Source organism: Limnohabitans sp. (genome assembly GCF_017848645.1).
Classification (GTDB): Bacteria; Pseudomonadota; Gammaproteobacteria; order Burkholderiales; family Burkholderiaceae_C; genus Limnohabitans_A.
This window is the reverse complement of the sequence record NZ_JAFEIF010000027.1, coordinates 71,780-84,244: the sequence shown is the minus strand read 5'-3', so window position 1 is coordinate 84,244 and position 12,465 is coordinate 71,780. Positions and strand designations below refer to the sequence as shown.

The 12,465-nt window shown below is 61.0% G+C and carries 12 protein-coding genes; 9 read left to right on the top strand and 3 right to left on the bottom strand.

Annotation, left to right across the window (positions count from 1 at the left end):
- Window positions 1-92 precede the first annotated feature (92 nt).
- Together dnaN and dnaA are read right to left on the bottom strand one after the other, a co-directional pair.
- A complete protein-coding gene (gene dnaN / locus QZ190_RS06755; protein ID WP_291915012.1) occupies window positions 93-1,202 on the bottom strand; it encodes a DNA polymerase III subunit beta in 1,110 nt (369 codons plus the stop codon).
- A gap of 150 nt (window positions 1,203-1,352) precedes the next feature.
- Window positions 1,353-2,753: a chromosomal replication initiator protein DnaA gene (dnaA, locus tag QZ190_RS06750; RefSeq protein ID WP_291915011.1), complete on the bottom strand. Its 1,401-nt coding sequence runs from the start codon at window positions 2,751-2,753 to the stop codon at window positions 1,353-1,355.
- A 240-nt stretch (window positions 2,754-2,993) separates the two neighbouring features.
- Here dnaA and rpmH point away from each other — a divergent pair, with 240 nt between their 5' ends.
- The 6 genes from rpmH to QZ190_RS06720 all read left to right on the top strand — a co-directional run bounded on the left by rpmH (window position 2,994) and on the right by QZ190_RS06720 (window position 8,192).
- A complete protein-coding gene (gene rpmH / locus QZ190_RS06745) occupies window positions 2,994-3,128 on the top strand; it encodes a 50S ribosomal protein L34 (RefSeq protein ID WP_005798102.1) in 135 nt (44 codons plus the stop codon).
- Between the two features lie 81 nt (window positions 3,129-3,209).
- The gene (locus QZ190_RS06740) at window positions 3,210-3,647 is read left to right on the top strand and encodes a ribonuclease P protein component (RefSeq protein WP_291914972.1); all 438 of its coding nucleotides are present in this window, start codon (window positions 3,210-3,212) and stop codon (window positions 3,645-3,647) included.
- Window positions 3,647-3,919 carry a membrane protein insertion efficiency factor YidD gene (gene yidD, locus QZ190_RS06735; RefSeq protein WP_291915053.1) on the top strand — a complete coding sequence of 91 codons (273 nt, stop codon included), beginning with the start codon at window positions 3,647-3,649 and terminating at the stop codon, window positions 3,917-3,919. The genes QZ190_RS06740 and yidD overlap by 1 nt, the downstream gene beginning before the upstream one ends.
- Complete coding sequence (gene yidC, locus QZ190_RS06730) at window positions 3,916-5,601, top strand: membrane protein insertase YidC (protein ID WP_291914970.1); 1,686 nt, start codon at window positions 3,916-3,918, stop codon at window positions 5,599-5,601. Before yidD ends, yidC begins: the two co-directional genes overlap by 4 nt.
- Window positions 5,602-5,657: 56 nt before the next feature.
- Window positions 5,658-7,070: a tRNA uridine-5-carboxymethylaminomethyl(34) synthesis GTPase MnmE gene (gene mnmE, locus QZ190_RS06725; protein WP_291914969.1), complete on the top strand. Its 1,413-nt coding sequence runs from the start codon at window positions 5,658-5,660 to the stop codon at window positions 7,068-7,070.
- A gap of 159 nt (window positions 7,071-7,229) precedes the next feature.
- Complete coding sequence (locus tag QZ190_RS06720; RefSeq protein WP_291914967.1) at window positions 7,230-8,192, top strand: fatty acid desaturase family protein; 963 nt, start codon at window positions 7,230-7,232, stop codon at window positions 8,190-8,192.
- Between the two features lie 44 nt (window positions 8,193-8,236).
- On the opposite strand, the gene QZ190_RS06715 is transcribed toward QZ190_RS06720, so the two are convergent.
- Entirely contained in the window at window positions 8,237-8,782 is a 546-nt protein-coding gene (locus QZ190_RS06715; protein WP_291914965.1) for a LuxR C-terminal-related transcriptional regulator, read from the bottom strand.
- Window positions 8,783-8,934: 152 nt separating this feature from the next.
- On the opposite strand from QZ190_RS06715, the gene QZ190_RS06710 reads away from it, so the two are divergent.
- Genes QZ190_RS06710 through QZ190_RS06700 form a run of 3 tightly spaced genes read left to right on the top strand, consistent with a single transcriptional unit; the run spans window position 8,935 to window position 12,409 of the window.
- Window positions 8,935-10,101 carry a thiolase domain-containing protein gene (locus QZ190_RS06710; RefSeq protein WP_291914964.1) on the top strand — a complete coding sequence of 389 codons (1,167 nt, stop codon included), beginning with the start codon at window positions 8,935-8,937 and terminating at the stop codon, window positions 10,099-10,101.
- Complete coding sequence (locus QZ190_RS06705) at window positions 10,098-11,627, top strand: AMP-binding protein (RefSeq protein WP_291914962.1); 1,530 nt, start codon at window positions 10,098-10,100, stop codon at window positions 11,625-11,627. Before QZ190_RS06710 ends, QZ190_RS06705 begins: the two co-directional genes overlap by 4 nt.
- Entirely contained in the window at window positions 11,627-12,409 is a 783-nt protein-coding gene (locus QZ190_RS06700) for a 3-hydroxybutyrate dehydrogenase (RefSeq protein WP_291914960.1), read from the top strand. Before QZ190_RS06705 ends, QZ190_RS06700 begins: the two co-directional genes overlap by 1 nt.
- Window positions 12,410-12,465 lie beyond the last annotated feature (56 nt).

Here is a 12,465-nt window from a genome sequence, read left to right as displayed (position 1 = left end):
TCAATTTTCTCTGTCGCTTGAATGGCCGAAACCCGCGAGGGGTCGCGGGTTTCGATAAAAGGAGCCATATAGGGGCCTTGTGGGCTTTTGCCTTAAATGCGCATCGGCATCACCACATATTTGAAGTTGTCGTTCTCGGGGATCGTGATCAACGCCGAGCTGTTGCCGTCTGCCAGATCGATGCGGACCATGTCTTGGCCCATGTTGCTGAGCACGTCGATGATGTAGGTGACGTTGAAGCCGATTTCGATGGCGTCACCGCCGTAGTCGATGTCGAGCTCGTCCACGGCTTCTTCTTGTTCGGCGTTGGTCGATGCCACACGCAGGCTGCCGGGGTCGAGGTTCAGGCGCACGCCTTTGAATTTGTCGCTGGTCAGGATGGCGGTGCGCTGCAAGCACGACAGCAAGGCTTGGCGGCCCAGCGTCAGGTTGTTGCGGTGGCCTTTGGGGATGACGCGGTTGTAGTCGGGGAACTTGCCTTCGACCAGCTTGGTCACAAATTCCATGCCGTCAAAGCTGAACTTGGCCTGGTTGTTGGCGAATTGCATCTCGATCGCGCCGTCGGCGTCCGACAGCAAGCGCTGCAACTCGAGCACGGTTTTGCGCGGCAAGATGACTTCTTGTTTGGTGGGCACTTCCACGTCGAGCGTGGCAGCGGTGAAGGCCAGGCGGTGGCCGTCGGTGGCCACCAGGCTCAGGCGGTTGCCTTCGGCCACAAACAAGATGCCGTTGAGGTAATAGCGGATGTCGTGCACGGCCATGGCAAACGAGACTTGCCCCAGCAATTGTTTGAGGGTCTTTTGCGGCACGCTGAACACGGGGCCGAAGCTGGCCGCTTCTTGCACCAACGGGAAGTCTTCTGCGGGCAAGGTTTGCAAGGTGAACTTGGACTTGCCGCCTTTCAAGATCAGCTTGGCTTGCGACGATTCGAGGCTGACGGTTTGGTCAGCCGGCATGGTGCGCAGGATGTCGATGAGTTTGCGTGCGCCCACGGTGGTGGTGAAGTCGCCCGGATCGCCGTCCATCTCGGCGGTGGTGCGGATCTGGATTTCCAGGTCGCTGGTGGTCAGTTGCACGGCGTGGCCGGTTTTGCGGATCAGCACATTGGCCAGTACGGGCAGGGTGTGGCGGCGCTCAACAATGCCGGACACAGATTGCAGGACCGACAGCAATTTGTCTTGGGTGGCCTTCAGGACGATCATTTGTCTACCTTTGGTGGTTTTTGTCGCCGCAGCTCAGGGCCGGGCGAATTTTTCACAACAGCATGCATTTTCGCTGTTTTTTGGACCCAAAACGGCCTGGATGGGGTGCAAATCACCTAAAACCGGGGGCTGTGATGGGTTCATGGCGGCTCAACCCTTGAGGGACTGCTCCAGCACGTGCAGTTGCTGATTCAGCTCGGTCAGTTGCTGGCGTTCGGCGCTGATCTTGCGCACCGCATGCAGCACGGTGGTGTGGTCGCGCCCGCCAAACAGCTCGCCGATCTCGGGCAGGCTCTTTTGGGTCATTTCCTTGGCCAGGTACATGGCGATCTGGCGCGGGCGGGCGATGCTGGCCGGGCGCTTCTTGCTGTACATGTCGGCCACTTTGATCTTGTAGTAGTCGGCCACCGTTTTCTGGATGTTTTCGACACTGATCTGGCGGTTCTGGATGGACAGCAGGTCGCGCAGGGCATCGCGGGCCAGCTGGATGGAGATGTCTTTCTGGTTGAAGCGCGAGTAAGCCAGGATTTTGCGCAGCGCGCCTTCGAGCTCACGCACGTTCGAGCGCACGTTCTTGGCCACAAAAAACGCCACGTCCTCGGGCATTTCGCTGCCCTCGCTGATGGCTTTGTTGATCAAAATGGCCACCCGCATCTCGAGTTCGGGCGGCTCCATGGCCACCGTGAGGCCCGAATCAAAGCGCGAAACCAGGCGCTCGTGGATGTCGGCCAGGCCCTTGGGGTAGGTGTCGCTGGTCATCACGATGTGTGATTTTTTGGCCAGCAGGGCCTCGAAGGCGTTGAAAAATTCTTCTTGCGTGCGGTCTTTGTTGGCAAAGAACTGCACATCGTCGATCAGCAGCAAATCGAGCGAGTGGTAGTGGTGTTTGAACTCGTCAAAAGTCTTGCGTTGGTAAGCTTTAACCACATCCGACACAAACTGTTCAGCGTGGATGTACAAAACCTTGGCCTCGGGGCGGTCGGCCAGCAGCTTGTTGCCTATCGCGTGCATCAGGTGGGTCTTGCCCAAACCCACGCCGCCGTAGATGAACAAGGGGTTGTAGAGCTGCCCCGGTGAGCCCGAGACGTGCATGGCGGCTGCACGTGCCATGCGGTTGGCGGTGCCCTCGACCAGGTTGTCGAAATTCAGGGCGCTGTTGAGGCGGCTGCGGAAGGTGTTGGCCACCGCTTCTTCGGGTGCAGGGGCTGCTTCAGGTGCAGCTTCCATCGATGAAGGTGTGGATGCTTTTGCTGGCCTGATGCCGCCTTCACGGAGAGTGATTGCTAACTCAATCTTGACGGGGTGGCCTTGCAGGTTTTCCAGCAAGGCGGCCAGACGGCTGGCGTATTGGGCGCGAACCCAGTCGAGTTTGAAGCGGTTGGCGACAAACAAAGTGACACTTTGCTGGTCGTCCGAGACCTGTGCGCTGAGCGGTTTGATCCAGGTGTTGAACTGCTGCTCGGGCAGTTCGCGGGCGAGCTCTTCGACGCAGGCTTGCCACAGCGATTGGCCTGCATCCATCTGAAATTCTGGGGTGATTCCCTCGGGCATGTAGTACTTTTTATTGTGGACAGTGGGGGTCTGGGACGGCGGGATGTGCGGCTTTATCAAGAGCTTATCCACATGCCGATTCGGGTCGGGAGGGCGATCATAAACCACATCGATCTGCTTGAACCCCGGGCTCACCCTGATGGGAGAAAATACAGTTCATTTGCCGGGCTTGCGAAAGTTTGCGATAATCTTGGGTTTCGCCCAAAGCTGATTCATGGCCATGGGCACAAAGGAAGAGTTATGAAACGCACCTACCAACCATCCAAGACACGTCGCGCCCGTACCCACGGCTTTCTGGTTCGCATGAAGACCCGCGGCGGTCGCGCCGTGATCAATGCACGTCGGGCCAAGGGCCGCAAGCGTCTGGCTGTCTAATTCGGGCGCCTTGATGCCCATTCGACCGTCTGGCTGTGGCCTGGGGCCACTGGGGGCGGTCAATGCCGGGGTTTGGCCATCGTGCAGCGTTTAAAAACACGCCCACAATTTCAGGCCGCCTTGGCGGGTGGCACAGTCTCGCGTACGGCGCATTTTGCGCTGCACCGCCTGAGTTTGGTTCCGCCCGAAGACACCTCATTGGCACCCGCTCCATCCATCGGGCCTGCCCCTTCATCGGAGCAGGCCCTTTTTGGCATGCTCGACGTCTGGCTGGGCGCCATGGTGCCCAAGCGCTGGGCTCGTCGCGCCGTCACGCGCAATGCCATCAAGCGACAAATTTACAACGTGAGCGAGCACTTTGGTGATCGTTTGCCTGTGGCCGCGCATGTGGTGCGCCTGCGCACGACTTTCGACCGCAAACAGTTCATCAGCGCGACTTCCGAGCCCCTGAAACTGGCCGTGCGAGAGGAGCTGGTGCAGTTGTTCGAGCGGGCCGTGCGGCAAGAGGTGCGGCCATGATCATTCAACGCGTGTTGATGGGCGTGGTGCGTGGCTACCGCCTGCTGCTGAGCCCCTGGCTGGGCTCTTCTTGCCGCTTTGAGCCCACTTGTTCGGTCTATGCCTTGCAAGCCCTGGAGCTGCATGGCGCAGCCAAGGGCAGCTACCTCACGGTGCACCGCCTGGTGCGATGTGGCCCCTGGTGCAAGGGTGGCCACGATCCCGTTCCCGCACAAGCCCCGCGCTTGTTCTCTGATTTGTTATCTCCCACTTCGTCAAAGAAGACCCCATGAACGATATCCGCCGCACCATCCTTTGGGTGATTTTTGGTTTTTCCATGGTCCTGCTGTGGGACCAATGGCAGCTGCACAACGGCAACAAGGCCACGTTCTTCCCCAAGCCCGAAGTGGCCGCCAGCAAGACCACGCCCGCAGCGGCGGCTTCCAGCGCCAATGGCGTGCCTGCTGCGTCAGCGGCCGTGACGGCCACGCCAGGCCAAGTGCCCAGCTCAGCGCCTGCGGCTTCAGCTGCACCCCGCGAAAAAATCGAAGTGACCACCGACGTGCTCAAGCTCAGCTTTGACACCGAAGGCGGCTCTTTGGTGCGCACCGAATTCACCCGGCACGCCGACTTTGTGGACACCAGCAAGCCGTTTGTCTTGCTCGACCAAAGCAGCAGCCGTGTTTACATGGCGCAAACCGGTCTGATTGGCGGTGACTTTCCAACGCACAAGTCGCCTATGCAATTCAGCGGCGAACGCAGCCTCAAAGACGGCCAGAACGAGTTGAGTTTGCGCTTCGAGTCCGATGTGCAAAACGGCGTGAAACTGGTCAAGACCTACACCCTGCAGCGCGGCAGCTACGCTATCGGCGTCAAGCACGAAGTGGTCAACACCGGCACCACCAACGTGTCGCCTCAACTGTATTTGCAATTGGTGCGTGACGGCAACAAGCCCGAGGGCGAGTCAGCGTTCTACTCCACCTTCACAGGCCCTGCCATTTACACCGAGGCCAAAAAGTACCAGAAGGTCGAGTTCAGCGACATCGAAAAGAACAAGGCCGAAATAGACAAGTCATCGCCCAATGGCTACGTGGCCATGGTGCAGCACTACTTTGCCACCGCTTGGTTGCTGGCCGACGGCATTCAGCGCGAGAACTTCGTGCGCAAGGTCGACACCAACCTGTACGCGGTGGGCATGATCACGCCCTTGGCCGACCTGGCACCCGGCCAGTCCAAGAGCGTGAGCACCCAATTGTTCAGCGGCCCGCAGGAAGAAAAAGTGCTCGAAGCCTTGGCCCCCGGCCTCGACTTGGTGAAGGACTATGGCTGGTTGGCCATGCTGTCCAAGCCTTTGTACTGGTTGCTCGACAAACTGTTCAGCTTCATTCAGAACTGGGGCTGGTCCATCGTGGCCTTGGTGCTCTTGCTCAAGATCGCCTTCTATTGGCTCAACGCCAAGGCTTATTCGAGCATGGCCAAGATGAAGGCCATCAACCCCCGCATCATGGAAATGCGTGAGCGCTTGAAGAGCAACCCACAGCAGATGCAGCAGGAGATGATGAAGATCTACCGCGAGGAAAAGGTCAATCCCATGGGGGGCTGCTTCCCGATCATGATCCAGATCCCGGTGTTCATTGCCCTGTACTGGGTGCTGTTGTCCAGCGTCGAGATGCGCAACGCGCCTTGGGTTCTCTGGATTCAGGACCTGTCCGCACCCGATCCTTATTTCATCTTGCCCTTGGTCATGACTTTGACCACCTTGCTGCAGACCGCGCTCAACCCCGCGCCGCCGGACCCGATGCAAGCCAAGTTGATGTGGTTCATGCCCCTGATCTTCTCGGTGATGTTCTTCTTCTTCCCCGCAGGCCTGGTGCTGTACTGGATCACGAACAACATCTTGTCGATTGCCCAGCAGTGGATGATCAACACCCGCATGGGTGTGCCGCCGCAGTTCAATCTGCCCAAGTTCAAGTAACCCAAAAAAGGGCCGCGTAAGCGGCCTTTTTTTGCTTCACCTCGCCCGACACCGTCATGCTCGCCAGACACCAGGAACCCATCGTCGCCATCGCCACCGCACCCGGTCGCGGTGCTGTGGGCATCGTGCGGGTGTCGGGCAGAAATCTCTCATCGCTGATTCAGGCACTGTGCAGACGGCCACTCAAACCGCGTGAAGCCACCTACCTGCCTTTTGCAGATGCCGATGGCAGCCCCATCGACCACGGATTGGCTTTGCACTTTGTGGCCCCGCATTCGTTCACGGGCGAAGACGTGCTGGAATTGCAAGCGCACGGCGGGCCGGTGGTCTTGCAGTTGTTGGTGGCGCGTTGCCTGCAAGCTGCGGCCGAGGTGGACCCGGCCACAGGCCAGCCCCGTTTGGCCGGTTTGCGCGTGGCGCAGCCGGGGGAGTTTTCTGAGCGCGCTTTTTTGAACGACAAGATCGACTTGGCCCAAGCCGAGGCGATTGCCGACCTGATCGACGCCAGCACCGAGGCCGCTGCACGCAGCGCCAGCCGGTCCTTGGCAGGTGACTTCTCCAAAGAAATCCATGTGCTGCGCGATGCGCTGATTCACCTGCGCATGCTGGTCGAGGCCACGCTGGATTTTCCTGAAGAAGAAATCGATTTCTTGCAAAAGGCCGATGCGCAGGGGCAGCTGACGCGCCTGCAAGCGGCGCTGCAGACGGTGCTGGGCAAAGCGCGGCAGGGCGCGTTGCTGCGCGAAGGCATCAAGGTCGTGATTGCGGGCCAGCCCAATGCGGGCAAGAGTTCGCTGCTCAACGCGCTGGCCGGGGCTGAGCTGGCCATCGTCACGCCCATTGCGGGCACCACACGCGATGTGGTGCAACAAACCATCCAGATCGAAGGCGTGCCGCTGCATGTGATCGACACCGCCGGGCTGCGCGAAGGCGAGGGCGTGGACGAGGTCGAGCAGATCGGCATTGCGCGTGCCTGGGGCCAGATTGAAGGGGCCGACGCGGTGCTGTTTTTGCACGATCTCACGCGCGTGGGCCAAGCCGATTACGACACAGCCGATGCCGACATTGCCGCCGCCTTGCACAGCCGCTTGCCCGCCAGTGTGGCGGTGATCGATGTGTGGAACAAGGCCGATGCCGCCGAGGTGTCGGGGGAGCGCACGGGCTTGACGCTCTCAGCACGCACCGGTGAAGGCCTGCAAGCCCTGCGCCAGCAACTGTTGCAGCAAGCCGGTTGGCAGCAGGCCAGCGAAGGCCTGTTCATTGCACGCGAGCGCCATGTTCAGGCGCTGCACCGCGTGCGCGAGCACCTGCAAGTGGCCGACGCCCATTTGGCTGCGCAAGCGCAGAACCTCGACCTGCTGGCCGAAGAGCTTCGCCTGGGCCAGAACGCGCTCAATGAAATCACGGGCGAATTCAGCGCCGACGATTTGCTGGGCGTGATTTTTTCAAGTTTCTGCATTGGCAAGTAGGGGCTCATACCTTGGGCGATGGGCGTGGCCAAGACGTTCAAAAAAGACGCTGCACGAATTGCACAGACCGTGATCAGGGAAAGCCCCGAAAAGGTCACGCCTGTGACTATCCGTCGGGGCCCAAAGGCACAAGATAGGCCTTTTGCCGAACCTCTTGCCATGACCACCGACACCCAGCCCAGCCTGAGCCCCGCACAAGACGCGTATTTGCGCGAACGCTCGGACTGGATGGGCGCGTATTTGGTGTTGCACGCTTGGGGCATGATTGCCTTGGCCATGGCGTTTTTCATCGCGTGGCCCAACCCCTTGAGCTTCATCGTCGCCGTGGTGGTGATTGGCGGCAGGCAGCTGGGCTTGGCGATCTTGATGCACGACGCGGCGCACCGTGCCTTGTTCAAAAACACCCGGCTCAATGACACGCTGGGCGCATTTTTGTGCGGCTGGCCTGTGGGGGCCAGCCTCACGCTGTACCGGCCTTATCACCTGAGCCACCACCGCCATACGCAGCAAGCCGAAGACCCCGACCTGATTTTGTCGGCACCCTTTCCCATCTCCAAACAAAGCTTTTGGCGCAAGATGCGGCGCGACATTTTGGGCATCACCGGATACCAGCGGCGCATGGAGTTTTTCCGCATGGAAATGGGCGACAGCCCCAGCCGCTGGCAGTGCATGAAGAACCTGTTTGCCGCAGAAAAATACTTTTTCTTGAGCAACCTGGCCATCTTCGCCGTCACGGCCGCAGCGGGCGTGTGGTGGGCTTACTTTGCGCTGTGGCTGCTGCCTTTGTTGACGTGGTACCAAGTCATCAGCCGCGTTCGCAACATCGCCGAGCACGCGGTGGTGGGCGATAACAACGACCGCCTGCGCAACACCCGCACCACCATGGCGAACTGGGGCATGCGCATGGTGCTGGCACCGTACTGGGTCAACTACCACCTGGAGCACCACCTGTTTGTGTTCACCCCCTGCTGGAAGCTGCCTGCGGCGCACCGCATGCTGATGGCGCAAGGCTTTGGCCCGCGCATGGAACTGGCCCCGGGCTACCTGGCCGTGCTGCGCCAAGCCACCGCCAAAACCCACGACGGCCCGGGCGGCCGGTCGCGCCAGGCTGCGATGATTTGAGTGCAGCGTTCACCGTGTGGTGAACAGCAAAAACACGGCGTACATCAACCCGGCAAACCGCCAATGCGTGCCATCAGTTCGGCTGCGTTGCGGGCCCCGAAATGTGCACGCAAACTGGCCCGCAGTTTTTCCACCGTGCGCGGACTCAGGCCCAGCTCTTTGGCCGAGTCCTTGGAGGTTTGCCCCTTGGCCATGCCGGCCAGAACTTCGCGCTCACGCGGGGTTAGACGTTCAGCATCTGCGACAGCCGACAAGGGTTCAAACACCCACGAAGCCGTCTCAAACGGATCGGTCAGGTCTGCCGCACGCCCATGCACACGCACCCAGATCATGGAGCCATCGCGGCGACGCATGAGGCGTTCGTCCTGGTATTGCCCCTGAGTGGCCATGACGTGCAAGCCGCGTTGACCAATGCGCTCGAACTCGTCCTGGCTGGGGTAAAGCATGGCCAGGCTGGCGCCTTGCATTTCGTGGATTTCGTGGCCAAAAATATGGGCAAATGCGGTGTTGCACAGCACGATCTGGCGACGAGAAGACATCATCAAACCCAAGGGGCTGAGCGAGGCCAAATCGCCCCAATCGGTGCTCATGTTGGATGAATCAGAAGGAGGGGTATTTTTACGCAAGGGTTAGTCCGGGCGTGTTTTGACGACTGCACAAAGCATGATGAGCCACCTAATATAGCCGCAAGCGTGATCCCTCTCACGCACCTGAAAACCCTTTGTTCATTGGATGATCCCTGATGTTGGTTGACCTGATTGGTTACGCGCACACCCCATTTGGCAAGCTGCCAGGAGCGGATGTCGAGGCTTTGATGCGCGAGGTGAGCACCACCGCCATTGGCGATGCGCACCTTGACGCCAATGAGATCGACGCCGTGGTGGTGGGCCACTTCAACCCCGGATTTGTTCGGCAAGGATTCACCGCTGGCCTGAGCGCGGGTTTACTGCCAGGCCTGCACATGGTGCCCGCAGTGCGCGTGGAAAACGCCTGCGCTACTGGCAGCGCGGCCATTCACCATGCCCAGGCACTCATCGCTTCGGGTCAAGCCCGCCATGTGCTGGCCATCGGGGTGGAGGTCATGTCGGCATTGCCCACACGCGAAGTGGGACAGGCCTTGCTGCAAGCCTGTTATGTGCCCGAAGAAATCGACACGCCCGCCGGATTTGCGGGCATGTTTGCACGCTTGGCCGATGCCTATGCCGACCGCTACGGAGATCCTCACCCGGCCATGGCCCGCATTGCCGCCAAAAACCATGTCAACGGCCTGCACAACCCACTGGCGCAGCTGCATCTGAATGTGGATGCGGCGTTTTGCGCCACCGAATCCGACAAAAACCCCCGAGTGGTGGGGCGTCTATTGCGCAGCGATTGCTCGCCCGTGTCCGATGGTGCGGCGGCTGTGGTGCTGAGCGCTGCCGATGCACACCAGCGCCAAGACAACGCTGTTCGTCTGCGAGCGACCGCACAGGCGACCGACTTGATGCCATTGTCACGGCGTGACATGAGCGAGTTGGCCGGTACGCGTGTGGCGTGGCAGCGTTTATTGGCAAAGGCTGGTATCTCGCTGGATGACCTGGATTTGCTGGAAACCCACGACTGCTTCACGATTGCCGAGTTGATGCAGTACGAAGCCATTGGCTTGTGCGCACCTGGCCAAGGGGCGCGTGCGCTCGAAGAAGGCTGGGTCATGCCCGGTGGTCGTTTGCCGGTCAACCTGTCGGGAGGGCTCAAATCCAAAGGCCACCCAGTGGGTGCGACTGGCGTGTCGATGCATGTCATGGCGGCCTGGCAGTTGCTGGGGCGCTGGCGCAGCGCCCCTTTGCCAAATGCCCGGCTGGCCGCTGTGCTCAACATGGGCGGTGCTGGCGTGGTGACCTGCGGCTCGGTGCTGGAAAGGTTGTCATGAACATCGCCCTTTGGTTGGCCCGCAGCGCCGAACGTTATCCGCAGCAAGCGGCCATCGCGCATGGCACCGAGGTCTGGTGCAACTACGCCGAATTTGCACGCCGCGCCGCACGCACAGCCCACTGGCTTCGCGCACAAGGCGTGCAGGCCGGTGATCGGGTGGTGCTGTTCATGCATAACGCGCCCGAGTACCTGCCCCTGATGTGGGGCATCTGGTGGTGTGGCGCAGTGGCCGTACCGGTGAACGCCAAGTTGCACGAACGCGAAGCGGCCTGGATTGCCGGGCACAGCGAAGCGCGTCTGGCGCTGGTGGATAAGGAACGCGCCAGTGGCTTGCAGCAGGCCTTGCACGAGATCAAAGTCACCACGCAGGTGCAGGCTGACCACACCTTCATGGAACAAGCCCATGGGCCGCAGTTGGCTTTGCAGCCCCGTGAAGACGACGACCCGGCTTGGCTGTTTTACACCAGCGGCACCACTGGCAGGCCCAAAGGCGTGGTGCTGTGCGCACGCCAGTTGCGCGGCTGTACGCAGGCGTATTTCGGCTCGGTGCAATCGGTGCAGCGCGGCGACACCATGCTGCACCCCGCCCCCCTCTCACACGGAGGCGGAATGTACCACCTGCCCTATGTGCTGAACGCGGGCTTGAACGTGGTGCCGCGCTCGGATGGCTTTGACCCGCATGAAGCCTTGACGCTGGCCGCGCACTGGCAGCAGGCCTCGTTTTTTGCAGCGCCCACCATGGTGCGGCGGCTGGTGGATGCAGCGCGCACTTTGCCCGAGCGCCCGCAGGGCCTGGCCACCATCGTCTATGGCGGTGGCCCCATGTACCTGGCCGACATCGAAGAAGCCCTGCAAGTCATTGGGCCGCACTTTGCGCAGATCTACGGCCAAGGCGAATGCCCCATGACCATCAGCGTCTTGCCCAAGGGCGATGTGCTGGACACCGGCCACCCGCGCTGGCGCGAACGCCTGGCCTCTGTAGGCCACGCGCAGGCCATGGTCGAGGTGAGGATTTGCGACGAGGCGGGCAACGAACTGCCCGTGGGCGAGGTGGGTGAGATTTGTGTGCGCAGCGAGTTGGTCATGGCCGGGTATTGGCGCGACCCCGAGGCCACGGCCAAAACCATTCGCAACGGCTGGCTACAAACAGGCGATGTGGGTCGCCTGGACGCCGATGGCTACCTCAGCCTGCTTGACCGCTCCAAGGACATGGTGATCAGCGGCGGCACCAACATCTACCCGCGTGAAGTGGAAGAAGCGCTGCTCACGCACCCGCAGGTGGCCGAGGTCTCGGTGATTGGCCGGCCCGACCCCGAGTGGGGCGAGGTGGTGGTGGCCTTTGTGGTGTGCCGGCAAGCCTTGAGCGTGGCCGAGCTGGATGCGCATTGCCTGAGCCAAGTGGCACGCTTCAAGCGCCCCAAGCATTACCACTTTGTCGAGGTCTTGCCCAAAAACAACTACGGCAAGGTACTGAAAACTGAACTGCGCAGCATCGACGCGCAAAGCCTGAAAGGAAACACGTGATGAGCACCACACACTGCGCGCTGGTCACCGGTGCCACGCAGGGCATTGGCTTGGCCATCGCCACTCGCCTGGCCGAGGCCGGACACGATGTGGTGCTGCATGGCATCGAACCCGTGTCCGAAGGTCAGGCGGTGGCACAAGCTCTGGCGCAACGCACCGGACAAAAAACCGCTTATGTGCCAGCCGACCTGCGCGACCCGCAAGCGGCCAGTGCGCTGTGGGCGCAAGCGGCCAAGGCCTTGCGCACGCCGGATATCCTGGTCAACAACGCGGGCATTCAACACACCTGCCCGGTGCAAGACTTTCCGACCGAACGCTGGGACGCGATTTTGGCCATCAATCTGAGCGCGGCGTTCATGACCATGCGCTCGGCCGTGCCCGCCATGCGTGCGCAAGGCTGGGGCCGCATCGCCAACATCGCCTCGGTGCACGGGCTGGTGGCCTCGGTCAACAAAACGGCTTACTTGGCGGCCAAGCACGGCCTGGTGGGTCTGTCCAAAGGCGTGGCACTGGAGACCGCCACCGATGGCATCACCGTCAACTGCATCTGCCCGGGCTGGACCGACACCCCCATCATCGCGCCCCAAATTGAGGCACGGGCGCAGGCGCTGGGTGGCAACCGCGATGCGGCCATCCGTGATTTGCTGCGTGAAAAGCAGCCTAACCAAACACTGCTGCCACCCGGGCGCATCGGTGATGTGGCGGTGTTTTTGTGCAGCGATGCGGCCGCAGGCATCACGGGTGTGTCCCTGCCGGTTGATGGTGGTTGGACGGCGCAGTAATCCCCTTTTTTTACGACCTTTCTACCCGCCCTGATGGGCATACAACAGAGGAGACA